Origin of the sequence: Actinophytocola sp. (assembly GCF_049647105.1) — a bacterium.
In the GTDB taxonomy this organism is placed as follows: Bacteria; Actinomycetota; Actinomycetes; order Mycobacteriales; family Pseudonocardiaceae; genus Actinophytocola.
The window spans coordinates 1-22,897 of the sequence record NZ_JBARWZ010000126.1; the positions used below are offsets into that span (position 1 = coordinate 1).

The window sequence follows — 22,897 nt, forward strand, 5'->3', positions numbered from 1 at the left end:
CGCCATGCCGGAGCCGGCCGTGGCGCTGCCCGCGACCACCGCGGCCCCCGCCGCGGCGACCACCATGGCCGCCCCGGCGAACGCCACCGGCGGCTGGGAGGTCGACTCGTACCGGTTACGTGCGTTCGGTGACGCCGTCGTGCGGGCCCGTTCCTACCTCGACGCGGTGCGGATGAAGGTCGACCGCATGCAGGGCGCCGAACTGGACCCGCAGCTCGGTACCAGCCCCGTCGGCCGCCAGCTCGCGAAGAAGTTCGACGACCGGCTCAACTCCGAGCTGGGCCTGCGCACGATGCTCACCGAGGCGATGAAGCGCATGGAGCGGTTCGTCACCACCGCCGAGGAGGCGGCGCGGGCCTACGAGCAGGCCGAGGAGAACGCCACCGAGGAGATGGACAAGTTCAAGTTCGAGGTCGAGTGGGAGGACGAGCCAGCCGACTACGGGGTTGGCGACCACCACGGCCACGACCACGAATACCACCACGATCACGACAACGACGAGGACGAGGACGACCAGGGTCCGGCAGAGGACGAAGCTCAGGACCAGCCGGACGAGCAGCCTGAGGACAAGCCCGAGGACAAGCCCGAGGACAAGCCGGAGGACAAGCCCGAGGACAAGCCCGAGGACGATGCGCGGGACCGGGACGGCGAGCCGGATCGGGATGACAAGCCCGGCGAGGGCAAGCCGCGGGACGAGCGGCCGGCTGGGAACGGCCACGGCAAGCCCGGCTGATGATCATCAGCGCCAGGTCGGCCGTGACCGTGGGCGCGGCGGAGGTCGACCTCCTGTGTTCGGCGGCGGCATCAGCGCCGCCGTTCCCCCTCCGCGTGCCGTCGGCCGGTACCACCACCGACGAACGCCGCGCCGTGCTGCGTGCGGCGGGTGAGAGCCTCGCCGCCCGCGGGCTCGCCGACGAGCGCGGGCCGCTCGGCGTCGCGGAGGCGTTCGCCTACCTGCTGCAGGACGCCGCGATGACCCTCGACCTCGTCCTGTCGGTCGGTGAGGACGTACTGGGCGCGGTGCTGCTCGCCAGGCAGGATCTCGCCGTCCTCACCACACAGGAGCTGGGCGGGGCGGGTTCGCTGTGCATGGCGGAGATGAGCCTCGACGACGCCGTCGACGAGCTGCTGCGCCTCATCCCCGACCACGAGGCCGCGCTGACCGCCCCGTTCTCCCTGCCCAAGGCCGCACTCGACCGGGTCTACCGGGTGCTGCTGAGCCGCAAGGGTGACCCGCTGGGCCGCGACGAGTTCGACGAGCTGCTCGTGGCGAACGGCATCGACGACCGCCTCGCGCGCAGGCTGGTCACGCACCTGCAGCCGGTACTGGGCAACGGGCAGATGGGGCTCGCGACCAGGGCCGGTTACGCGAACCAGTGGCGGCGCGTCGGGCCGGAGCTGCGCTGGCTGGACACCGGGCGCGGACGGTTCCAACTGGTCGAGGGCGACGACGGTGGTTGGCTGTCGGTCAACCCGATGCACGGGAACGACGTGGCGGCGGCGGTACGCGGTCTCGCACTGTCACTTCGCCGTTGAGCATTTGCCTGCGAAAAGTTGCGACCTTTTGGCCTGCTTTCCGTCGCCGGCATCCGCTAACGTGACCATCGGAATCGATGATCGGGGAGGGGCAGAGGCGTGGGCTTCGAGCAGATCCTCCAGCAGGTCGCGGACGCACGACGCCGCGCCATGCAGGCGGCGCAGCAGGCTCAGGACGACCGCAGGCGCAGGCGCGAGGAAAACGACCTGTGGGTCAGCGGCGGGGTGCACTGGAACGGCTTCGGCCTCGAGTCACTGATCAAGATGGTGGCCGAGCGGTCGAGTCCCGCCCAGCTCAACGCGCTGGCAGGCGAGTGGAGCAGGCACGGCTCGGCGGTGACGAAGGCGTCTGAGGACCTGACGCGGTCGCTGGACAAGCTGATGCAGTACTGGACCGGCACGGCCGCCGATCAGGCGGTAGGCAAGGTCACCACCAACGCGCGCTGGATCGGTGAGCTCGGCGACACCGCGCAGCAGATGTCCGGGCCGATCATGGACGCCAGCGGCGCCCTGCGGTCCGCGCAGGACACCATGCCGGGCATGCCGAAGAACAACTGGCTGGGCACCGCGGGTGGCGGCGCGGCGGCCGGGTTCATGGTGGCCGGACCGATCGGCGCGGCGTTCGGCGCCGCCATCGGCGGCATCGCGAGCGTCTTCGGCTTCGGGTCCAAGAAGAAGAAGATGAAGCGCAAGGCCGTGCAGACCATGGAGCGCTACGAAGGCGCCCTGCTCGGCATCGACCAGACCACTCCGCAGTTCGGCGCCCCCTCCGACGGGTCCAACCCCGGCGGCGGCACGTTGCCGAACCCGGACGACGGCATCGGCAGGCCGGGTGGGCCACCGGTGCCGCCCGGTGTCGGCGGTCCGTTCCAGCCCCGGCCGACGCCGGTGGACAACGTCTCGGTCACCGCGCCATCGTTCGCGGGCGCCGGACCGGACGCCCGCTGGCAGTCGCTGACCGGTCTCCAGCCGGGCGGTGGACCGCCCGGGCTCGGGACCGGCGGTGGCGGCGGTGCGGGCGGCGGTCTCGGCGGTCCCCTCGGCGGGATGCCGCCGGGGATCGGGACCGGTCGCGGGTCAGGCTCCGGTCGCGGGTTGACCGCTGGTCGCGGCGGCGGTGCGATGGGCCCGTACGGGGGCGGCCGTGGCGGCGCTGGTGCTGGTCGCGGCGGCGCCGTCGGTGCCGGCGCTGGCGGCCGTGGTGCCGGTGGGCGTGGCGCTGGTGGTGTCGGAGGACGTGGCGCTGGTGGTGCCGGTGGGCGTGGCGCGGGTCGTGGTGGTGCCGGGGTGCCGGGTGCCGGCATGGGCGGCGCGGGCGGTCGTGGTGATCGCGACTACCGGGGCCGTGGACGGTTCGCCAAGACCGGTGCGCTCGGCGGCATGGGCGGCGGCGGTGCGGGCGGGCGGCGCGCCGAGGAAGAGGAGAACAGCGAGCACCGCAGGAGGGTGCCGATCGAGGAGGATCCCTTCTCGACGGACCTCAAGGCGGCACCACCCGTGATCGGGCTCTGAGGAGAAGACACGCATGTACGTCGACGAATCGGCGCCGTCGGGCTCGGGTGGCGGCTGGGCGGTGGACCCGGACCAGGTGAAGGTGTTCGCGGACACGGTCGCGGAGGTGCGCAGGCACCTCGACACGGTCACCCGCGAGGTCGAGGACCTGTCCACCCCGGACTACGCACCGATGCTCGGCACCAGCCCCACCGGGCAGGAGCTGGCGGAGAAGTTCGCCGACCGCATGGGCAGCGAGACGGGGCTGCGCGGTCAGCTGAACGTGGCCGTCGCGCACATGGAGGAGTTCGTGCGGGCGGCCGAGCACACCGCGGGCACGTACCTCCAGGTGGACGCAGACAACGCGACCAAGAACAGGTACATCTGACGGGATGGAACTGCGCGTCAACGCGGGCGCACCCCTGCACCCCGTCGAGGTGGATCTTCTGTGCGTGTTCGCAGAGGTCGAGGCACCTTTCCCGTTGGAGATCCCGGCTTCCGGGCAGAGCGACGTCGAGCAGATGTCCCTGTTCCGGTCGGCGCGTGAGCAGCTGACCGCCCGTGGCCTCGCTGACGAGAACGGGCCGCTCGGCGTAGCGGAGGACTTCGTGTTCCTGCTGCGGTCGTGCACCGGTGTGCTGGACATGGTGCTGGCCAAGGAAGAGCTGCTGCTGGCCGCCGCCGTGCTGGTGCACCGGGACGAGGCGCTGCTGGTGACCCAGGACCTCGCGTCGGACGACGGCATGATCGCGATGAAGGCCGCGACGCTCGACGAGGCCATCGACGACCTGGTGCGGCTCGTGCCCAAGGTGAACGCACCGCTGACCGCGCCGTTCAGCCTGCCGAGGCGGGCACTGGAGGCGGCGTTCAGCGCGCTCGTCGACCGGGACGAGCCGCTGATGGCACAGGAGGTCGACGAGATCCTCGCGTCCCAGGGGATCGACGACCGGGTCGTACGGCGGATGGTGTCGCATCTGCAGCCGGTGCTCGGCAACGGCCAGGTCGGGGTGGCCCGCCGCGACGACACCGAGGACCAGTGGGAGCGCGTCGGCGAGGAACTGCGCTGGCTGGACACGGAACGCGGCCGCTACCGCCTGGCCGGCGACGCGGAGTGGATGAGCGTAAACCCACTCCCACGCGAAGAAATCCGCGACACAATCCGCAAACTAGCCCTAAAAGCCCGCTAACCACCCCCCGACTCCACGCCAAAAACCCCCGCGAGTCCACGTTTCGGAACCCGCGAGTCTACGGTTCAGGACCCGCGAGTCCTCGTTTCGGAACCCGCGAGTCTACGGTTCAGGACCCGCGAGTTGGCGGTTCGTGCATGCGCAGAAGCGCCAACGCACCGTTTCCGAACGGCAAACTCACCGGTTCCGAACGGTGGACTCACCGGTTCCTGAACCGTGGACTCGCGGGTCCTGAACCGTGGACTCGCGGGTTTTGGCGTGGACTCGCGGGGGCTGACGGGTGGGGTCGCCCGGGGGTTAGGTTCTTGGGCGGGGTTTTTCTTCTTCTGTTGGGCGGTTGCGGCGGGCTGTGCGGACCACGAAGAGGGTCAGCAGTAGTAGGCCTACGCCGCCGCCTGAGCCGATCATCGCGACCTGCATCGGGGTCCAGTTGCGCTCGTATGGCGGTGGCATCTCGAACGGGACGTCGATCGCCTTGTCCGGCGCGATGTTCTCCTCCGCCGGGATGAACGCGGTCAGCGCCGCCATCGGGTTGATCATGCCGTGGCCGACGAGGTTGTCGCGCCCGCCGGTGGCGGCCGGGTGCGACGCGGTCGACATGATCCGGTCCATCACCTGCCGAGCGTTCAATTGGGGGAACCGTTCCCGCACCAGCGCGGCCAGCCCGGCCACGTACGGCGCCGCGAACGACGTGCCCTGGATCGGCTGCGCGTTGTTCTTCTCGTCGACCGTCTGGTTCGCGAGGCCTGTCGCGTTCGCCGGGTCCAGCGAGATGATCTCGGTGCCCGGCGCGGCGACGCTCACCCACGGGCCGGTGATCGAGAACTCCGCGACGCTGCCGTCCTCGGTCATCGCCGCCACCGACAGCACGTACTCGGAGAACCACGGCGGGATCACGAGCCACGTCGGGTTCTTCGGGTCCGGGCTGTTCTGCTCCTTGCAGTCGCCCTCCGGCAGGTTGCCCGCGGACGCGACCGGCACGACGTTGCGTTCCTCGACGGCGTACCGCAGCGCGGCCTGCACCTGCCGCTCCGGGGTGGCGATCCCGCCCAGCGACGCGGGCCTGCAGGAGTCCACCGACATGTTGATCACGGTGACGCCCGGGGTGTTCGCCGCGCGCACGATGGCCTTCGCGAGCGTGCCGAGGTTGCCCGCGGACACGCTCTGGTTCGTGGTCGGGTCCTTGAACTCGTAGTTCGCGCTCGACTGGCGGATGCTGACGATCCCGGCCGCCGGGGCGATGCCGCGGAAGCCGATCGCCTCGTTCCTCGGGTCCGCCGCGATGATGCCCGCGACCTCGGTGCCGTGGCCGTCGCAGTCCTTGAGCCCGTTGTCGGGCTTGATGACGTAGTCGCCGCCGCCCTCGAGCCGGTTCTGGAAGTAGTCGTGCGGCGAGACACCGGTGTCGATCACGGCCACCTTCTGGCCCTTGCCGGTGGCGAAGTCGGACAGGTCCTCGAACCGCAGCAGGTCCTGGCCCCACGGCTTGTGCTCGAGCGGCGCCGTCGACCCCTTGGAAGCGACGCACTGCGTCTTCGGCGTGTACGCCCGGTCCGGCTCGCCGTTGTCGACCGGCGTCGCGAAGTCCGGTGGGAGCGGAGGCGGGGTCGCGAGCCCCGCGTCCTCGTCGGTGGACGGGTCCGGCTGCGCGGCGGCGGGCATGGCGGGTGCGAACGCCAGCGAGATTGCGGCGAGCACGGACAGCACCCGCTTGGTTCGGGTAACGGCCATGACGAGCAGGTCCCCCTAGTTGGCGGGCAGGATGTTCGCGTGCCGCAGCGCGCCGTACAGGTTCATCACGGCGAGGGCGAGCGGCAGCATCACCGCGATGCAGATCGCCTCGATGATCTCCACGGTCCTGCGCAGCGGCGGCGAGAACCGCTGCTCAGGGAAGATCACGCCGAGCACCAGCGACGCCGCCGCGATCAGCACCAGCATGCCGAACACCCACAGGAGCCGGTCGAACGTGTCCGCGCCGATCAGCCAGCCGATCATGATCCCGGCCGCCGACAGCATGCCGGTGGCGAGCAGGGCGATGGCCTGGCTGCCGTTGGCGTAGGTGCGCGCGCGCAGGAGCAGCACGAGCGTCGCGGAGATGGCCATCGCGATGGCCCAGAAGTCCGACTTGCTCGCGGTGATGATCGCCGAGATCGCCGCCGCCGCGCCGAGGCCGATGATCATGCCGGTCATGTACTCGTGTGCGAGGCCCGCGCGGCGCTCGATGGACTGGTAGTCCGGGAAGCCCGAGTCTTCCTTGAGGTCCTCGGCGCTGCCTGGCACGTTCGGCAGCGGCAGTCTGGCCAGCTGGATCGTGACCCTGGGCAGGACCGACAGCGCGGCGAGCGAGAAGGCGGCGGTGCCCGCCGCGATGCCCGGCGCCGGGTGCGCGATCAGGGTGCCGATGGCGAACGCGAGCACGCCGATGAGCCCGGCGGACCCGGCCGCGACGAACGTGGTCACCCCGGCACCGATCAGCATGATCGACGCCGAGGAGACGATCAGCACCAGCGCGCACGCGAGCAGCAGGCTGGCCCGCCCGGTCTCGCCGGGCACGATGTAGAGCCCCGCGACGAACGCCATGGGCAGCCCGCCCGCGGCGGCGATCAGCACGCCCGTGGTCTCCGCCTGGTAGCCGCGGGCGATCACCGCGCCGAGCGCGACGCACACGATCGCCGCCGACCCGGCGGCGATCGCCGCGCCGATGTGCGAACCGCCGAACAGCGGGCCCGTCATCAGCACGGTGATGGCCGCGACGATCAGCGCGAGCGCACCCGCGATGTAGCCGATGCGGTTCGCGGTCTGCTTCGTCCACGGCCGGTAGCTGTCCGGCGAGGACTCGGCGATCGCGTCCACCACGTCGTCGTACAGGGGCGGCGGCGGGTTCTCGGCACGCTTGCGCAGCTGCAGCAGCTCACCGTCGACCACGCCGAGGGACGCGAGCGTGCGGCTCGGGTCCAGCGGGGCGTCACCCAGCTTCGCCAGGCACCAGCCGCCGTGCCGCGCTCCGCCGTCCGGAGTGGCCTCCTTGGCCATCTCGAGCAGCATCGGCAGCAGGTCGGCGACGGCGACCCCGGCAGGGAGCGCGACGTCGATGCGGGTTCTCGGTGCAACCACCGTCACCCGGCTGAACACTGTCGTACCGGTAGCCACCCCGCAGCCCCCTCACCATCACAACTCTTGGTCTTGCCATAACCACCCAATGCTGTCGGTGGCGGCCCCTAGTATGGCCTTGCCGCTCGCGGCTCGTGCGCGGGTTCGGTCAAGTTGGGGATTCGGACAGGATGAGGGGTAGCTGGTGAGCACGCTTCAGTTCAAGCGTTCACCTCGGTTGGCCGCGCCGCGGCAGCCCGGCGGCGAGGTGCATCTCGAGCCACCACCCGAGGTGCCACGGGTCATCCCCGGCAACATCCTGATGAAGCTCATGCCCGTCGTGATGATCGTCGCGATGCTGGGCATGATGGCTTTGATGTTCACCGCGGGCGGCGCCATCGGCCGCAACCCGGTGACGCTGCTGTTCCCGATGATGATGATGTTCTCCATGGTCGGCATGTTCGGCCAGGGCGGGCGCGGCGGCGGCCAGAAGAAGGCCGAGATGAACGAGGACCGCAAGGACTACCTGCGGTATCTCGGCCAGATGCGTGACCGGGCCCGCGAGGCCTCGCTCGACCAGCGCTCCGCGCTCGAGTGGGTGCACCCCGACCCCCAGGCGCTGTGGTCCATGGCCACGAGCCGCCGCATGTGGGAGCGCCGCCAGTCCGACCCCGACTTCTGCCACCTGCGCGCCGGCCGCGGTTCCCAGCGCCTCGCGACCCGGCTCGTGCCGCCGCAGACCGGCCCGGTCGACGAGCTGGAGCCGATCGCCACGCTGGCGCTGCGCCGGTTCGTCCGTGCGCACTCGATCGTCCCCGAGCTGCCCATCCAGATCGCGATCCGCGGCTTCGCGGCGGTCGGCCTGTCCGGTGACAGGGAGCTGACCCGGGGCCTCGCCCGCGCACTGCTCTCTCAGCTTGTGACGTTCCACACGCCCGACGACGTACTGATCGCCGTGGTGACCTCCGGCCGTGCGAAGGCGGAGTGGGAGTGGGCGAAGTGGCTGCCCCACTCCCAGCACCCCTCGATGGTCGACGGCATCGGCCCGATGCGGATGATGGCCGGCTCGCTGGCCCAGATCGAGGACTGGCTGGACGAGGAGCTGCGCGACCGGCAGCGGTTCACCCGCAACGCGCCGCCGCAGCCCGACCAGCCGCAGGTCGTGATCGTCATCGACGACGGCGAGGTGACCCGCGAGGAGCAGATCATCCTCGAGGAGGGCCTGGTCGGCGTCACACTGATGGACCTTTCCGACAGCCTCGGCAACCTCACCGCCCGCCGCGGCCTGCGGCTCGTGGTCGAGGAGGACCGGCTGGGTGCCCGCTCGGCCAGCGGTGTCGAGTGGTTCGCCAACCCGGACACGATGACCGTGGCCGAGGCGGAGGCGCTGGCCCGCAAGCTGTCGCCGTACCGGCTCGGCGCGGCCGCGGCCGACGACGGTGGCGAGGAGCCGCTGCTGTCCAACCCGACGCTGCTCGAGCTGCTCGGCATCCCTGGCGACCCGATGACCTTCGACGTGCAGCAGGCGTGGCGGCCGAGGCCGATCCGCGACCGCTACCGCGTGCCGTTCGGGGTCGGCGAGTTCGGCCAGGCCGTCGAGCTGGACATCAAGGAAGCGGCGATGGAGGGCATGGGCCCGCACGGCCTGTGCATCGGCGCGACCGGTTCCGGTAAGTCGGAGTTCCTGCGCACGCTCGTGCTGGGGATGCTGGCCACCCACTCGTCGACGACGCTCAACTTCGTCCTCGTCGACTTCAAGGGTGGCGCGACGTTCCTCGGTCTCGACTCGGCGCCGCACGTCGCCGCGACGATCACCAACCTGCAGGACCAGCTGACCCTGGTCGACCGCATGAAGGACGCGCTCGCCGGTGAGATGAACCGGCGCCAGGAGGCGCTGAAGAACGGCGGCAACTTCAAGAACGTGTGGGAGTACGAGAAGGCGCGCGAGAACGGCGCCGACCTCGACCCGCTGCCCGCGCTGTTCATCGTGGTCGACGAGTTCTCCGAGCTGTTGAGCGCGAAGCCGGACTTCATCGACCTGTTCGTCGCCATCGGCCGCCTCGGCCGCTCGCTCCAGATGCACATGCTCCTCGCCTCGCAGCGCCTCGAGGAGGGCAAGCTGCGTGGTCTGGACTCGCACCTGTCCTACCGGATCGGCCTGAAGACCTTCTCCGCGGCGGAGTCCCGCGCGGCGATCGGTGTGCCGGACGCGTTCGAGCTGCCGTCGATCCCGGGCTCTGGCTATCTGAAGTTCGACACGTCGACGATGGTGCGGTTCAAGGCGGCGTACGTGTCCGGGCCGTACCGCCCCGCGGGTATCCAGACCGTCGGCCCGGCCGCGGTCGTCTCCGGTGACCGGCGCGCGAAGCTGTTCGTGCCGGACTACATCGAGATCCCGAAGGAGCCGGAGAAGCCCGCCGCGCAGATCCAGGAGGCGCCGAGGCAGGAGCAGAACCAGCCGACCGAGCCCAGCGAGCTGGACGTCGTCGTGTCCAGGCTGCAGGGGCAGGGCCCGCCCGCGCACGAGGTGTGGCTGCCGCCGCTCGAGACCCCCAACTCGCTCGACACGCTGCTGCCGCCGCTGCAGCCGACCGAGGACCGCGGCCTCTCGCCGGTCGGTTTCTTCGGCAACGGCAGGCTCCAGCCGCCGCTCGGCCTGATCGACAAGCCGTTCGAGCAGCGCCGAGACCTGCTGTGGGCGGACTTCTCCGGTGCCGCTGGGCACGCGGCGATCGCCGGTGGTCCGCAGTCGGGCAAGTCGATGCTGATCCGCACGCTCATCATGTCGATGGCGTTGACGCACACCGCGGAGGAAGCGCAGTTCTACTGCGTCGACCTCGGTGGTGGCACGCTCGGCACGCTGCAGGGCCTGCCGCACGTCGGCGGTGTCGCCGGCCGTCTCGACCCCGACAAGGTGCGCCGCATGGTCGCCGAGGTCGGCGGTCTGGTGGCGATGCGCGAGCAGTTGTTCCGCGACAACCAGATCGACTCCATGACCGACTTCCGCAACCGCAAGCGCCGCGGTGAGCTGCGGGAGGACCCGTGGGGCGACGTTTTCCTCGTCGTCGACGGCTGGCTGAACTTCCGGCAGGAGTTCGAGGCCATCGAGTCGCAGGTGCTGACCATCGCCGCCCAGGGCCTGTCCTACGGCGTGCACGTGATCGTCACCGCCAACCGCTGGGCGGAGATCCGGCCCGCGATGAAGGACCTCCTCGGCACGCGTTTCGAGCTGCGCCTCGGTGACGCGAGCGAGTCCGAGGTGGACCGGCGCGTCGCGGTCAACGTGCCGGAGGGCACGCCCGGCCGCGGTCTGTCCCGCGACAAGCTGCACTTCCTCGTCGGCCTGCCCCGGATCGACGGGTCGAGCAACGCCGAGGACGTCGCGGGTGGTGTCCAGGACGCCATCGCGAAGATCAACGCCGGGTGGCGCGGCAGGCGTGCGCCGCAGGTGCGGCTGCTGCCCGACCAGATGCCGTACGAGGAGCTGGTTGCGCAGGACAAGAACCGCGACACCAAGCTCATCCCGATCGGCGTCAACGAGGACGAACTCGCGCCGGTGTACCTGGACTTCGAGTCGGACCCGCACTTCTTCGCGCTGATGGACGGCGAGTCCGGCAAGACGAACCTGGTGCGCACGATCGTGCGGGGCATCACCGAGCGGTACACGCCCAAGGAAGCGGTCGTCGTCCTCATCGACTACCGGCGCACGATGCTCGGGTTCATCGAGACCAAGCACCTGCTGGCGTACGCCGTGTCGTCCAACCAGCTCGGCGGCATCATCACCGAGGTCAAGAAGTCGCTGCAGAAGCGCCTCCCCGGTCCGGACGTCACACAGGAGCAGCTGAAGACCCGCTCCTGGTGGAAGGGCCCGGACCTGTTCATCATCTGCGACGACTACGACCTCGTGTGCCCGCAGAACAACAACCCGCTTCAGCCGCTGGCCGAGTTCATCCCGCAGGCCAAGGACGTCGGTCTGCACATCATCGCGGCACGTCGCACCGGCGGCGCATCGCGTGCGATGTACGACCCGGTACTCGGCAAGCTGAAGGAGATCGCGGCACCCGGTCTGCAGGGCAGCGGCAGCCGGGACGAGGGCGCGCTGATCGGCACTGTGCGGCCGTCGACCATGCCGCCGGGCCGGGGCACGATGGTCAGTCGCAAGACGGGCCAGCAGCTGATCCAGGTCGCCTGGATCCAACCGGACAGCTGAGGAGCAGACCACGTCGCACCGGTGTCTCGCGCCGACGGACGGAACCTCACGGGACCGTGCCGGCACCCGGCCCCAGGTCGCCGGGTGTCCGCACAGTCGGCTGGGACGCGACCGACACTTTTGATCGCGGGGAGGCGGGCCAGTGCGGGTTGCGGTCGACTTCGGCACGTCGAGCACGTGTGTCGCGATCGCGGTCCCCGGCCGCGAACCGCAGGTCGTGACGGTCGACGGGCTGCCGCTGATGTCGTCGGCCGTGTACGCGGCCCCCGACGGCGGCGTGTTCGTCGGGCAGGAGGCGGAACGGCAGGCCGCGATCGACCCGTCGCGCTACGAGCCGCACCCGAAGCGCCGCATCGACGAGACCGAGCTGCTGCTCGGCGCGAGCGTGGTGAAGGTGCGCGACGTGATCCGTGCGGTACTGCGGCGCGCGGTCGACGAGGCCCGGCGCGTCGGCGGCGGTGACGCGGTCGACCAGCTGGTGCTCACCCACCCCGCGGACTGGGGCGGGATCCGCACGCGGGTGCTCCGCCAGGCCGGCAACGGTCTCGCCTCGCGGATCGTGCTCGTGCCGGAGCCGGTCGCGGCCGCGGTGTTCCACGCTGAGCGGTTCCCGGCCACCGGCGGGCGGGGCGCCGCGCTCGCCGTGTTCGACCTCGGCGGCGGCACCGTCGACGTCAGCGTGGTCCGCGGCCGCCATCCCACCCACGAGGTGCTGGCGACCAGGGGCGACCACACGTTCGGCGGCGCCGACATCGACCAGCTGCTGCTCGACCACGTCGGCTCGGTCGTGTCGGCCACCGATCCGGCGGCGTGGCGCACCCTCGTCGAGGGCCGTGAGCTGGCCGACCGAAGACGCAGGCGCGTGATCCGCCAGGACGTGCAGGGTGCGAAGGAGACGCTCTCCCGGCACACCTACACCGATGTGCCGATGCCGCCGCCGTTCCCGGACGTGCACGTGACCAGGGCGGACCTGGAGAAGCTGATCACGGGCCAGGTGGACCGCGCGGCGCGGCTCACCGCGGCCACGATCGCCGAGGCGGGTGTGCGCCCCGCCGACCTCGCGGGTGTCTTCCTGGTCGGCGGGTCGAGCCGGATCCCGCTGGTGTCCCGGCTGGTGCACCAGCGGTGCGGGGTCGTGCCGACCACCCTCGACCAGCCGGAGACCGTGGTGGCGCGGGGCGCGCTGCTCGCGGTGGCGCCCACCGCGACCCAGGACACCCCGGGTGCGGGCGCGGTGCTGGTGCCGGTTCGCAGGGACCGGCCCCAGGTCCGCAGGCCGGGCTCGGCCCCGCTCGGCCAGACCGCTCCGCCCCGGCCGAGCGCGGTGCTGCCCCCGCCACCGGCTCCGCCCAGCTCACGCCGCAGGCAGCTGCTGGTCATCGGGGGCGCCGCGGCGCTCGTGGCGGCCGCCGCGAGCGTGCTGGTGCTCGCGCTCGGCAACAACACGGAACGCAACCCCCGGGCGCTCCCCGAGACCACGGCCGCGCAGCCGAGCAGGCTGATCGCCCAGTACGAGTACCAGTTCGCGCTGCCGGAGGGCTGGGTGCAGACCGGCGGTGACCCGGCCAAGCTGCGCACCGAGGTCAAGCCTGCCGAGGCCAGGAACGGCGACGACGTGGTGTTCGTCGAGCAGATCCGCCTGTCGTTCGACAGCACCGAGGACCGGGCCCGCGCGGTGGGCAAGCTGCGCGACGACTTCCAGGCCGCAGGTGCCGCGTTCTCGGACTTCGACGCCGAGGCGGCGTTCGCGGGCCGTGACGTGATCCACTACCGGCAGTCGCTGCCGAACAAGGACGCGACGGTCGACTGGTATGTCCTGTTCCAGGGTCGCACGCAGGTCAGCGTCGGCTGCCAGCGCGAGAACGCTGGCGCGAGGGGCGAGGCGGTGGCCGCCGCGTGCGAGACGATCGTGCGGACGGTGACCATCGCGGAGTGATGGGACCGGGCCAGGCCCCTCACGCGGTGCTCGGCAGGGCGGACACTGGGTACTCTGGCCTGCATGACCGGGCAGGACGGCGGGTTTTCCCAGGCCGCGAGGCGTTTCATCGCGGAGGTCGACACTGCGTTGACCAGGGCCCGGCGGGCGTCGCGCGAGGCTAGAGCCGTGTCCGAGGAGTTCCGGCGCAGTACCGGCGAGCTCGGCGCGCAGGCGAAGACGGGAAAGTTGCGCGGAGTTCGCCGCGGCGAGGTCACGCCGACGTCGCCGGAGTCCCGTGCCGAGGCCGTGGAGTTCCGCACTGCCAACGGGTTGCCCGTCGAGGAGCTGCCCGGCGCCGGCGCGCTGATCGCCCGTCTTCCCGACCCGGCACCGGAATCCACGCCAGGCCGCGAGCAGGAGGATTTCTCCCAGCACCGGGTCCTGTTCGATGTCGACGCTCCAGATGAACCGGCCGAGGACGAAAGCCGTGCCGTCGAGCCGCCCGAGGACGAGGAAATGGGCCGGATCGATTCACCGGGTGCCGAGCGGGCCGGTACGAGCGATGACGATGAGGACTTTTCGCAACAGCGAATCCTCCTCGACGCAACCGTCGAATCCTACCGTCCAGAGGGCATGCTGGGTGCCGTGTTCGACGTCGTGGAGCCGGAAAACGGCAGGTCAGACGCTTCGTCGCCGCGCAGGTCCGACCCCGGCGACTGACTCCGCCCGCCCGCGCCGAGGCAGTCATTCAGCCCGCGGATTTCCTTGTGCGATCGCGGTGCGCGTTCACGCTCGCAACGACCTCCGACCAGATGACGACAACGTGGAACCAGACGTGGCAGGGTCTACGTCGCAGGAGGCGTACGAACCAAAGAGCTTGTACGACCGAAACAGACCCGCTGAAGGGGGTTCTTTCTAATGGGTGACTTCAAGACTGGGACACCGGAACTGCTCACCGCGTCGGACCAGATGGTCCAGACGAACGAGCTGCTGCAGGACAACGGCCGCAAGCTCGCGCAGGCCGTCGACTCGGTGCAGGGTGCCTGGTCCGGTGCCGCCGCTCAGGCGTTCACCAACCTGATGATGCAGTACTCGTCCGACTTCGAGAAGCTGAACACCGCGCTCTTCAACATCGCCGAGCAGGTCTCGGGTTCGGCCCGCGACTACCAGGCGCAGGAAGACACGGCGGCGTCCGACGTCTCCGCGATCATGTCGACGCTGTCCGACGGCTGAGTCGTCCGATCACCAGGTTCATCCCTCGTCTTTGACACTTAGGAGAAAGAGTTAGAAATGGGCGACATCAAGGTCACATTCGGCTCGCTGGAGCAGCTCTCCGGCGACATCCACAACCAGGTCGCGGCCATCGAGGGCAACCTCAACGACCTGACGTCGCAGATCAGCAACCTGGAGCAGATCTGGGAAGGTGGCGCGAGCGCCGGCTTCCAGTCGACCAAGCAGCAGTGGTTCACCTCGGCTGACCACCTTCGCCAGGTGCTCGCGAAGATCGAGACGGCTGTCATCCAGTCGACCGACGGCTACCGTGACGCTGAGGACCGCAACCAGAAGCGTTGGGACGCCTGATTCACGGCGATACCGTCTGAACACGCGAGTGGGGCCCGGGAGAGATCCCGGGCCCCACTCGTTTGCCTGCATGTGTGCGGATCCACTCCGCACTGTCGGGTGTGGTCAGTTCTCCGGCGTGCGGTCGTTGAACTTCTCCCAGAACTGGTCCAGCGCCGCCTTGTCGGTGATCACGGTGATCTCTTCGGCAGGGGGCACGTCGGGGAGGTCCGACTTCTTCGCCTCACCGAGCACTTCGTACTCGAGCTGGATCTCCAGCTTCGGCGCCTCGCCGTCGGTGACCTTGCCGCGGACCACGAAGCCGGTGAACCTCATCGCCTTGTCGAGCCGGATCGTCACCGGCACCACGGTGTCGAGCATCGCCTCGGTCAGGTCCCCGCGCTGCTCCTCCGGGATCGACACGATGCCCTCGTCGAGCATCACGCCGAGCAGCGCGCCGGTCGTCACCTCGAACCCGTTCTCGGTGGCCCGCGCCTCGCTCGGCTGCCTGTCCGGTGCGTCCAGTTTGGTCTGTCCGATCGAGGTGTCCACATTGCACGCGGCCCACGCGGTCAGCAGGAGGCACGTCTCGAAGCCGCCTGCGTAGAAGGTCGGCACCGACACGTACGGGGTCGGCGCGAGGAACTGGTGGTCCTCGTCGAGCTTGACGTAGTCCACCGTCGACTCCGGCGGCGTGAAGGTCTCCGCCCAGTCGCCGTCCGAGGAGTAGCGCCGCTTCGACAGGACCGAGGGCGGGTCGCCGACCTTGAACGACTCGTGCTCGGTCGTGATCTTCGTGTCGCCGAAGTTGAGGTAGTTGTAGACCGTGGCGTGCTCGTCGCCGAAGTTCGCGAAGTGGTCCTGGAAGGCGTCGATGCCACGCGCCACGGCGTCCTTGGTGGCCTGCTCGGCCGTGGCGGGGTCCGCCACCGGCCGTCCCGTCGTCGGCTGGGCGCACCCCGCGGCCACGGCGACGCACAGCACGGCGCTCGTGAGCGGCCGGGCGACCTGGGTGACCCTCATCTCATCTGCCCCTCGCATACCTGCTGGAAGACGCCGTCGACGTGCACGATAGTGCGTGACACCCGCCACCGGGTGGGGGCCGCTTTGACCCTCCTCCGGGCCGACGGGTATCTTCCTATGTTGTTGCGCGGCGTGGACGTATGTCCGCATGAGCGCACATGCACCCTGACGCAAATGACGACGAGGTAGATCCGTGCGCACGTACAGCCCGAAGCCAGGCGAGGTGGCCCGCACCTGGCATGTGATTGACGCCGAGGACGTTGTTCTCGGGCGGCTCGCCTCGAATGTCGCCACGCTGCTCCGGGGCAAGCACAAGCCCACCTTCGCGCCGCACGTCGACACCGGTGACTTTGTGGTCATCGTGAACGCCGACAAGGTCGTACTGACCGGCAACAAGCGCGACCAGGCCTTCGCCTACCGGCACAGCGGCTACCCGGGCGGTCTGCGCAAGCAGTCGTTCGGCGAGCTGCTGGACACTCGTCCGGAGCGGCTGCTGGAGAAGGTTGTCAAGGGCATGCTGCCGAAGAACAAACTCGGCCGCGCCCAGGGCAAGAAGCTGAAGGTCTACGCAGGCCCGGACCACCCGCATGCCGCGCAGCAGCCGGCGCCGTTCGAGATCGCCAAGGTCAGCAGGTAAATGGACTTGCTAGCCAGCAAGTAGAGCAAAGCGAGGATCATTGAGCACCCCTGAGACCCCCGAGGCGCCCGACGCAGAGGCGCCAGCCACGGAGGCGCCCGCCACCGAGGCAACGGCCACCGAGGAACCGGCTGCTGAGGCGCCCGCTACGGAGGCACCCGCCACTGAGGCACCCGCCACTGAGGCACCGGCCGCCGAGGCACCTGCGGATGAGGCACCGGCCGCTGAGGCACCCGAGGCCGCCGCCTCGGAGGCGCCGGCCAAGGCCGCGCCGCGGATCAGTGGCGAGACCGCCCAGACTGTCGGCCGTCGCAAGGAGGCCGTCGTCCGCGTGCGGCTCACCCCGGGCAGCGGCAAGTTCACGTTGAACGGCAAGTCGCTCGAGGACTACTTCCCGAACAAGGTGCACCAGCAGCTCATCCGTGAGCCCCTGGTCATCCTGGAGAAGCCCGAGGCGTTCGACGTCCGCGCCAACCTCAAGGGCGGCGGCATCACCGGTCAGGCGGGCGCGCTGCGCCTGGCGATCGCGCGTGCGCTCATCGAGCTGGACCTCGAAGACCGTCCGGCCCTGAAGAAGGCCGGCTTCCTCACCCGTGACCCCCGGGTCAAGGAGCGCAAGAAGTACGGCCTGAAGAAGGCCCGTAAGGCTCCTCAGTACAGCAAGCGCTGAGGCGGCGTCCCGGGCAGGCATTGCCTGCCCGGCGGGCACGCTGGCTCTTTGATGGAACGCCGCGTCCGGCATCTGCGATGCATCGGGCGCGGCGTTCTTTGCTTTCCGGACCCCCCTGGAGGATCGCCAACGATGGCTCGGCTGTTCGGTACCGACGGTGTTCGCGGGTTGGCCAACACCGATCTGACCCCTGAGCTCGCCCTGTCCGTCGCGGCCGCGGCGGCGCGAGTGCTGGTGGAGCGCGACAGCTCCCACCGCCCGGTCGCGGTCGTCGGCCGGGACCCGAGGGCGAGCGGCGAGATGCTGCAGGCCGCCGTGTCGGCGGGCCTCACCTCGGCGGGCGCCGACGTCATGCAGCTCGGCGTGCTGCCGACCCCCGCGGTCGCGCACCTCGTCGGCGAATTGGGCGCCGATTTCGGCGTGATGATCTCCGCGTCGCACAACCCGATGCCCGACAACGGCCTCAAGCTGTTCGCCGAGGGCGGGCACAAACTGCCGGACCTGCTCGAGGACGACATCGAGTCCCACATGGGCGTCGAGTTCGCGCGCCCGACGGGCGCGGGCGTCGGCCGCGTGTACGACATCGCCGACGCGCTGGACCGCTACCTCCAGCACCTGGCGAAGGCCGTTCCGCACCGCCTCGACGGCCTGCGCGTGGTGGTCGACTGCGCGAACGGCGCGGCATGGGCGGCGGCCCCGAGGGCCTACCGCGAGGCGGGCGCCGAGGTGATCGCCATCCACGCCCTGCCGGACGGCGAGAACATCAACCAGGACTGCGGCTCCACCCACCTCGACTCCCTGCGCGACACGGTGCTGGCGGAGAACGCGGACCTCGGCATCGCCCACGACGGCGACGCGGACCGCTGCCTCGCGATCGACGCGGCAGGCAATCTGGTCGACGGCGACCAGATCATGGCCGTGCTGGCGCTGGCCATGAAGGAGTCCGGCGACCTCGCCGACGACACCCTGGTCGCCACCGTGATGAGCAACCTTGGCCTGCACCTCGCGATGCGTGAACACGGTGTCAACCTCCGCACCACCGCGGTCGGCGACCGCTACGTGCTGGAGGAGCTGCGCCAGAACAACTTCACGCTGGGCGGCGAGCAGTCCGGCCATGTGGTCCTCCCGACCCACGCCACCACCGGCGACGGCCTGCTGACCGCCCTGCGCCTGATGGCCCGCGTCGCCGAGACCGGCCGCCCGCTCGCCGAACTCGCGGGCGTCATGACCCGCCTGCCCCAGGTCCTGGTGAACGTGAAGGTCGCCGACAAGGCAGCGGTGACCAGTTCCACAACGGTCAGCGAAGCAGTGGCCGAGGTGGAAGCCGAACTGGGTGAGACAGGCCGCGTCCTGCTCCGCCCGTCCGGCACCGAACAACTCGTCCGCGTGATGGTCGAGGCCCTCTCGCTCGAGGTGGCGGAAGCCGCGGCCCAACGCCTGGTCGGCGTCGTCAGCTCAGCCGTCTGACCAGCATCTCTCGGTCACAAATCCCGCATTCCACCCCCGATTCGGACGCGGGATCGGTATGTTGCTAGCTGTGTACGCAGGCGTACGATCCGTGCTTGCGTAGCACGGGGCGGTGAGAGCAGAAGGAAGATCGAGGGGGCACACCATGGCGAGTGGTGGTATGGAGGTCGACCCGGAGGCCATCCAGGCCTTCGCGTCCTTCATGGCCGACGCGAAGCAGCAGTTCGACAACGTCGCGGCGCGTTTCGGTGAGCCGAACGCGACGGCGGAGAGCTTCGGGCGGACCTGGCAGGGTGACGGCGCCGAGTACGTGAAGTCGTGGGGGATGCTCGGGCCGGACCTGACGAAGCTGTCTTCCCTGTTCGACCAGATCGCGGCGCAGCTGGGGGCGAGCGCCGACCTCAACATCGCGGGTGAGACGGCCAGCGTCGGCGAGTTCACCAAGATCGAGGCCAGTGCCGACGGCGGCACGCCGCCGAGTGAGTCCGGCGGTGCCTGATGACGACGAATTTCACAACGGCCAACATCTGGCAGGACTTCAAGAACTCCTCCCAGACCGAGCAGGGCACCCTCGATGACAACTCCAACGAGGTCCTGCTCGGCCCCCGGCTCAACGAGGCGGTCCGGCACTTCGCGAACGGCTACCTGGAGAAGCTGGAGCTGGGACCGGCGCACAAGGCCACGGACGAACGCGCCAAGCTGCTCGACCTCCAGTGGGGCCGCATCGAACACGACGGCGCCATGCTGCGGGGCCTCGGCGTCGCGCTGAGCAACTTCGCCACGGTCTTCGGCACGAACGTTTCGGAACTCGGCAAGCGTTGGCAGGGGGAGTCCTACGATGCCTTCAAGGCCGCCATGGACAAGGTCCAGCGCACGATGGCGGCTTACGGCGAGTACGCGAAGGTCTCCGGCGAGGGCCTCATCAACTCCATGTCCCAGCTGCGGGTGCTCTTCGACCAGTTCGCTCAGGACAGCGTCAACTCACACCTGAACTTCAGCGACGTCTCGGCGCCGGAACGGTGGCACCGGGCCGGTAAGGAGCCGTACGGCCCCATCCAGCTCTTGAAGACCTGTCCCTGCCACGAGATGACGTGCCCGAAGTGGGGGGGCGAGCAGACCGGCGTGTACAACGGTCGTTTCGTCACCGAACGCCGCTGGAAGATCGCCGAGGCGGATCCGTGTGGGGACAATGCGGAACGCGCATTGATCATGCTGCGCAACATGGTCGACGAGTGCGACCGGGCTCGCGAAGGGATCAGGGGCAAGCTCGGCACGTTCTTCGAAGCGGTCGGGGCGACGGTGGACGGCGTCTCGACGCTGTACGAGGCCGCTCTCGGCAACGTCTACGAACTCGCCAACAAGGAGGTCTTCAGCGGCCTTCGGGTCATCGGCGGGGGTGGCGGGGGCGCGCCGGTCTCCGGCGGTGACACGAGTGCCGCCGCCGGTCCACCCCCGGGCGGCGGTGGCGGCGACTACTCCGGTGGTGGCGGGAACGGTGCGGGCCCGGGCGGTGTGGCTGAGCCGTTGATGCCAGAGCCCGCGATCCCCGAGCCCGCGGTTCCCGCCGAGGAGGCCGCGCCCGCTGAGGCGGTCGCGCAGGAGCCACCCGTGGAACCCGCGGCGGACCAGCAGGCCACCGTCGAGATCAAGGACGGGGACCGGACGATCGGGGTCACCAGCCCCGACGGCGAAGGCCGGGTGCGGGTCACCGTCGAGGACGGCGCCGGCAACACGAAGACCTACGAACTGGACTTCGACGCCGCCAGCGGTCTCGCGCCCCAGCAACCCGGCGAGCAGGCCGGTCCCCAGGGCTCCGCGCCCGATAGCGAAGCGCCAGAGCAGGTACCCGCCCGTACCGACGGCAAGTGCGTCATCCAGGACGGTCAGCTGACCATCACGGCCGAGCGCCCGTTGTTCTCGCCGGATTCGATCCAGCTCACCGTCGACGACGGCACCGGCAACCCCACGAACTACACCTTCGACTTCGACGAACAACAGACCGCCGATGGCGCCGCCGACCCGGCGGCCGCCGGACCGCAGGGCACCGCGTCTCGGCCGGAGGCGGACCAGGTCGCGGGGGCGGATCAGGTCGCGGCGCCGCCCGAGGCGGCACCCGAGGAGGAGGCCGCTCCGGCGGCCGCGGCGAAGAGCACGGAGCAGCAGGCCACTCCTGGCCCGGCGGCCCCGACGTCGACGGCCAATGGCGACGGCACACCGGCACCGGCGGCCACCACGGGTGAGCCGACGGCGACCGAGGCCGGGGCGGGTCAGACCCGGCCCGCCGCCTCGCAGCCGGGGTGGATCCCGGACCGGGAGCCATCTGGCTCCGTGTCCGGGGTGCTCGTGCCCGATCAGCCGGACGGTGAGGCGGGGCTGTCCAAGGCCTCCGACGACGCGCGGCCCGACACGTCCGGCACGTCCGGCATGGCGGGCGCGGGGTTGCCGATGGGGGGCGGCGGTGCGCCGCCTGGTGCGGGTGGCGGCGCGGAAGCCGGCCGCGCCGGGTCCGGGTGGAGCGTCCACGGCGACCTGTTCGACAGCGGCGAACCGGTCTACAGCATGCACGGCGTGCTGGGCGATGACGAGCGGGCCACGGAGTAGCCATGTCACTTGCGGACATCGACGCCACCGTCACGCGGCGGCGCATCCAGGATGCCGTCGACGCGAGCAGGAAGACGCTCGAGAACCTCGCGCAGGGCTCCGCGGAGATCGACGCACAGTTTCGCGAGGCGGCCGCCAAGGAAGAGGCGGAGCTGACGGCCGCCCTGGAGCGCAAGGCCGCAGCCGAGGCCGAGGCCGCTCGGCTGGCCGCCGAGCAGGAGAAGGACAAGCAGGCCGAGGAGCCCAAGCCCCGGCCACGGCCGTCCACCCTCTCCCTCGGCGCGGACGAGTTCAAGGAAGCCCGTCAGGTCAAGCAGGTGGTGGAAGAGACCAAGCCCGCCGCACCGCCGCCGCCCGCCGAGCCGGAGACCAGGGACGAGCCTGCCCGGCCGGGCAGGACGCTCAAGCTCGGCGCCCGTGATGACGCCGCCGACGAGGCGCCCCCACCAGGCAAAACGTTCAAGCTCGGGGCCCGTGACGACGAGGAACCGCAGCCGGAGGCACGGCCCGTGCGCCGCCCTCGGCCGCCTCGGGCCGAAGGGGACGACGACCTGTCCGGGCGGACCTGGCTTCGGTAGCGGAAGCAAATCCCCCGGTCGCTCTCATCGTCATCTGTGGATAGGTACATTCTGTGCAGATGCGATGGCACCGGCCGCCGTCGGCGCGCGTCGAAGAGGGCAACCGCGCTTAGGGACACTTGGAGGGGGACTCCGTGAACACGCCACCGCCCAGTAACACGACCTCGGGCGTGCAAGCACCCGACGGGTACGAGACCGACACGGGGCAGATGTCGTCGGTCGGCCGGACCATCGGCACCACGGCCGAGGACGCCAAGGGTGAGGTCGAGGAGGTCCAGCCCGCCAAGGTGCAGGCCGCCGAGTTCGGCCAGCACGAGGACCACCAGACCTACCACGCCGACTACGCGGCCGCCATCGAGCAGTTCGGTGCGGGCTCCGCCGCCATGTGCGACAACCTCGTCGCGTTCGCAGGGCAGCTCGACGCCGCGGGCGCCACCTACAGCGAGAGTGAGAGCGGCGCGCAGGGCAACGTCAACTCGGTTCAGGTCTGACCGTGGCCAAGACCTGGGAAGAGGTCAAGGGCGTCCTCGACGACCCGTACGTCTCCGCGGACACCAAGGAGATCCTGCTCGCGGCGTACGTCAGGGAGAACGCCGGGCCGTTCGGGATCGACAACCTGCCCGACGAGGTCAGCGACTACACCGACGGCACCAAGGCGCACTACAACATCGACGACGGTGACGCGTTCGTCGGCGGCTTCGTCGGTACCGACGACGCCTACGAAACGGCGCAGGAAGAGTCGGCAGAGGCCGGGTACAGCCCCGGGCTCAACGACGAGAGCGTCGAAGAGGGTCGTACCGACATCGAGGACATGCGGCTGCCCCGGGAGGGGTCGAGTCTGGGTGTCGATAAGTCGGATGAGATTTTCGATGCGGCGCGGGATGCGTTGCGGATTTTCGAGGATTTCTTGCCGGTGAATGACAAGGTGC

General features: G+C 70.1%; 19 protein-coding genes and 2 pseudogenes. 18 read left to right on the top strand and 3 right to left on the bottom strand.

Features of this window, described 5'->3' with window-relative positions; all coding sequences use genetic code 11:
* From WBA97_RS15515 to WBA97_RS15535, 5 genes and pseudogenes are all read left to right on the top strand, one after another.
* Positions 1-733, top strand: a pseudogene (locus WBA97_RS15515) (hypothetical protein); the annotation flags it as partial.
* Positions 733-1,536, top strand: coding sequence for an ESX secretion-associated protein EspG (locus tag WBA97_RS15520; protein ID WP_424231513.1), 804 nt, complete (start codon positions 733-735; stop codon positions 1,534-1,536). The pseudogene WBA97_RS15515 and the gene WBA97_RS15520, both read left to right, overlap by 1 nt.
* A 99-nt stretch (positions 1,537-1,635) precedes the next feature.
* Positions 1,636-3,048, top strand: a complete 1,413-nt coding sequence (locus WBA97_RS15525) for a WXG100 family type VII secretion target (protein ID WP_424231514.1) — start codon at positions 1,636-1,638, stop codon at positions 3,046-3,048.
* A gap of 13 nt (positions 3,049-3,061) precedes the next feature.
* On the top strand, positions 3,062-3,415 hold the full coding sequence (locus WBA97_RS15530; protein ID WP_424231515.1) for a hypothetical protein: 354 nt from the start codon (positions 3,062-3,064) through the stop codon (positions 3,413-3,415).
* A gap of 4 nt (positions 3,416-3,419) precedes the next feature.
* Positions 3,420-4,214: an ESX secretion-associated protein EspG gene (locus tag WBA97_RS15535; protein ID WP_424231516.1), complete on the top strand. Its 795-nt coding sequence runs from the start codon at positions 3,420-3,422 to the stop codon at positions 4,212-4,214.
* 297 nt (positions 4,215-4,511) lie between these two features.
* On the opposite strand, the gene mycP is transcribed toward WBA97_RS15535, so the two are convergent.
* Together mycP and eccD are read right to left on the bottom strand one after the other, a co-directional pair.
* Positions 4,512-5,945, bottom strand: coding sequence for a type VII secretion-associated serine protease mycosin (gene mycP, locus WBA97_RS15540; protein WP_424231517.1), 1,434 nt, complete (start codon positions 5,943-5,945; stop codon positions 4,512-4,514).
* A gap of 15 nt (positions 5,946-5,960) precedes the next feature.
* Positions 5,961-7,334 (bottom strand): type VII secretion integral membrane protein EccD, encoded by a 1,374-nt coding sequence (eccD, locus tag WBA97_RS15545; protein ID WP_424231518.1) that lies wholly within the window; start codon positions 7,332-7,334, stop codon positions 5,961-5,963.
* A gap of 175 nt (positions 7,335-7,509) precedes the next feature.
* Between eccD and eccCa the strand changes: the two genes are divergently transcribed.
* The 5 genes from eccCa (at position 7,510) to WBA97_RS15570 (ending at position 15,013) form a co-directional block, all read left to right on the top strand.
* Entirely contained in the window at positions 7,510-11,514 is a 4,005-nt protein-coding gene (eccCa, locus tag WBA97_RS15550; RefSeq protein ID WP_424231519.1) for a type VII secretion protein EccCa, read from the top strand.
* A gap of 142 nt (positions 11,515-11,656) precedes the next feature.
* Positions 11,657-13,450, top strand: coding sequence for a type VII secretion-associated protein (locus WBA97_RS15555; protein WP_424231520.1), 1,794 nt, complete (start codon positions 11,657-11,659; stop codon positions 13,448-13,450).
* 63 nt (positions 13,451-13,513) lie between these two features.
* Positions 13,514-14,152 (top strand): hypothetical protein, encoded by a 639-nt coding sequence (locus WBA97_RS15560; RefSeq protein WP_424231521.1) that lies wholly within the window; start codon positions 13,514-13,516, stop codon positions 14,150-14,152.
* A 198-nt stretch (positions 14,153-14,350) separates the two neighbouring features.
* Positions 14,351-14,665: a WXG100 family type VII secretion target gene (locus WBA97_RS15565; protein ID WP_424231522.1), complete on the top strand. Its 315-nt coding sequence runs from the start codon at positions 14,351-14,353 to the stop codon at positions 14,663-14,665.
* 57 nt (positions 14,666-14,722) lie between these two features.
* The gene (locus WBA97_RS15570) at positions 14,723-15,013 is read left to right on the top strand and encodes a WXG100 family type VII secretion target (protein WP_424231523.1); all 291 of its coding nucleotides are present in this window, start codon (positions 14,723-14,725) and stop codon (positions 15,011-15,013) included.
* A 105-nt stretch (positions 15,014-15,118) separates the two neighbouring features.
* On the opposite strand, the gene WBA97_RS15575 is transcribed toward WBA97_RS15570, so the two are convergent.
* Positions 15,119-16,015 carry a hypothetical protein gene (locus WBA97_RS15575; RefSeq protein ID WP_424231524.1) on the bottom strand — a complete coding sequence of 299 codons (897 nt, stop codon included), beginning with the start codon at positions 16,013-16,015 and terminating at the stop codon, positions 15,119-15,121.
* A gap of 193 nt (positions 16,016-16,208) precedes the next feature.
* Between WBA97_RS15575 and rplM the strand changes: the two genes are divergently transcribed.
* The 8 genes and pseudogenes from rplM to WBA97_RS15615 form a co-directional block, all read left to right on the top strand.
* Positions 16,209-16,652, top strand: a complete 444-nt coding sequence (gene rplM, locus WBA97_RS15580; protein ID WP_424231525.1) for a 50S ribosomal protein L13 — start codon at positions 16,209-16,211, stop codon at positions 16,650-16,652.
* A gap of 40 nt (positions 16,653-16,692) precedes the next feature.
* Positions 16,693-17,322, top strand: coding sequence for a 30S ribosomal protein S9 (rpsI, locus tag WBA97_RS15585; RefSeq protein ID WP_424231526.1), 630 nt, complete (start codon positions 16,693-16,695; stop codon positions 17,320-17,322).
* Between the two features lie 132 nt (positions 17,323-17,454).
* Positions 17,455-18,789 carry a phosphoglucosamine mutase gene (gene glmM, locus WBA97_RS15590; protein ID WP_424231527.1) on the top strand — a complete coding sequence of 445 codons (1,335 nt, stop codon included), beginning with the start codon at positions 17,455-17,457 and terminating at the stop codon, positions 18,787-18,789.
* 145 nt (positions 18,790-18,934) lie between these two features.
* The gene (locus tag WBA97_RS15595) at positions 18,935-19,288 is read left to right on the top strand and encodes a WXG100 family type VII secretion target (RefSeq protein ID WP_424231528.1); all 354 of its coding nucleotides are present in this window, start codon (positions 18,935-18,937) and stop codon (positions 19,286-19,288) included.
* Positions 19,288-21,390 carry a hypothetical protein gene (locus tag WBA97_RS15600; RefSeq protein WP_424231529.1) on the top strand — a complete coding sequence of 701 codons (2,103 nt, stop codon included), beginning with the start codon at positions 19,288-19,290 and terminating at the stop codon, positions 21,388-21,390. The genes WBA97_RS15595 and WBA97_RS15600 overlap by 1 nt, the downstream gene beginning before the upstream one ends.
* 2 nt (positions 21,391-21,392) lie before the next feature.
* Positions 21,393-21,968, top strand: a complete 576-nt coding sequence (locus WBA97_RS15605; protein ID WP_424231530.1) for a hypothetical protein — start codon at positions 21,393-21,395, stop codon at positions 21,966-21,968.
* A gap of 170 nt (positions 21,969-22,138) precedes the next feature.
* Positions 22,139-22,459 carry a hypothetical protein gene (locus tag WBA97_RS15610; protein ID WP_424231531.1) on the top strand — a complete coding sequence of 107 codons (321 nt, stop codon included), beginning with the start codon at positions 22,139-22,141 and terminating at the stop codon, positions 22,457-22,459.
* Between the two features lie 2 nt (positions 22,460-22,461).
* Positions 22,462-22,897: pseudogene (locus WBA97_RS15615) on the top strand (hypothetical protein); the annotation flags it as partial.

What these genes read in the sequence shown, in the direction of transcription:
- WBA97_RS15520 (WP_424231513.1), top strand. Translation starts at nt 733, where the DNA reads ATGATCATCAGCGCCAGGTCGGCCGTGACCGTGGGCGCGGCGGAGGTC.
- WBA97_RS15530 (WP_424231515.1), top strand. Translation starts at nt 3,062, where the DNA reads ATGTACGTCGACGAATCGGCGCCGTCGGGCTCGGGTGGCGGCTGGGCG.
- WBA97_RS15535 (WP_424231516.1), top strand. Translation starts at nt 3,420, where the DNA reads ATGGAACTGCGCGTCAACGCGGGCGCACCCCTGCACCCCGTCGAGGTG.
- mycP (WP_424231517.1), bottom strand. Translation starts at nt 5,945, where the DNA reads ATGGCCGTTACCCGAACCAAGCGGGTGCTGTCCGTGCTCGCCGCAATC.
- WBA97_RS15560 (WP_424231521.1), top strand. Translation starts at nt 13,514, where the DNA reads ATGACCGGGCAGGACGGCGGGTTTTCCCAGGCCGCGAGGCGTTTCATC.
- WBA97_RS15565 (WP_424231522.1), top strand. Translation starts at nt 14,351, where the DNA reads ATGGGTGACTTCAAGACTGGGACACCGGAACTGCTCACCGCGTCGGAC.
- WBA97_RS15570 (WP_424231523.1), top strand. Translation starts at nt 14,723, where the DNA reads ATGGGCGACATCAAGGTCACATTCGGCTCGCTGGAGCAGCTCTCCGGC.
- WBA97_RS15575 (WP_424231524.1), bottom strand. Translation starts at nt 16,015, where the DNA reads ATGAGGGTCACCCAGGTCGCCCGGCCGCTCACGAGCGCCGTGCTGTGC.
- glmM (WP_424231527.1), top strand. Translation starts at nt 17,455, where the DNA reads ATGGCTCGGCTGTTCGGTACCGACGGTGTTCGCGGGTTGGCCAACACC.
- WBA97_RS15595 (WP_424231528.1), top strand. Translation starts at nt 18,935, where the DNA reads ATGGCGAGTGGTGGTATGGAGGTCGACCCGGAGGCCATCCAGGCCTTC.
- WBA97_RS15600 (WP_424231529.1), top strand. Translation starts at nt 19,288, where the DNA reads ATGACGACGAATTTCACAACGGCCAACATCTGGCAGGACTTCAAGAAC.
- WBA97_RS15605 (WP_424231530.1), top strand. Translation starts at nt 21,393, where the DNA reads ATGTCACTTGCGGACATCGACGCCACCGTCACGCGGCGGCGCATCCAG.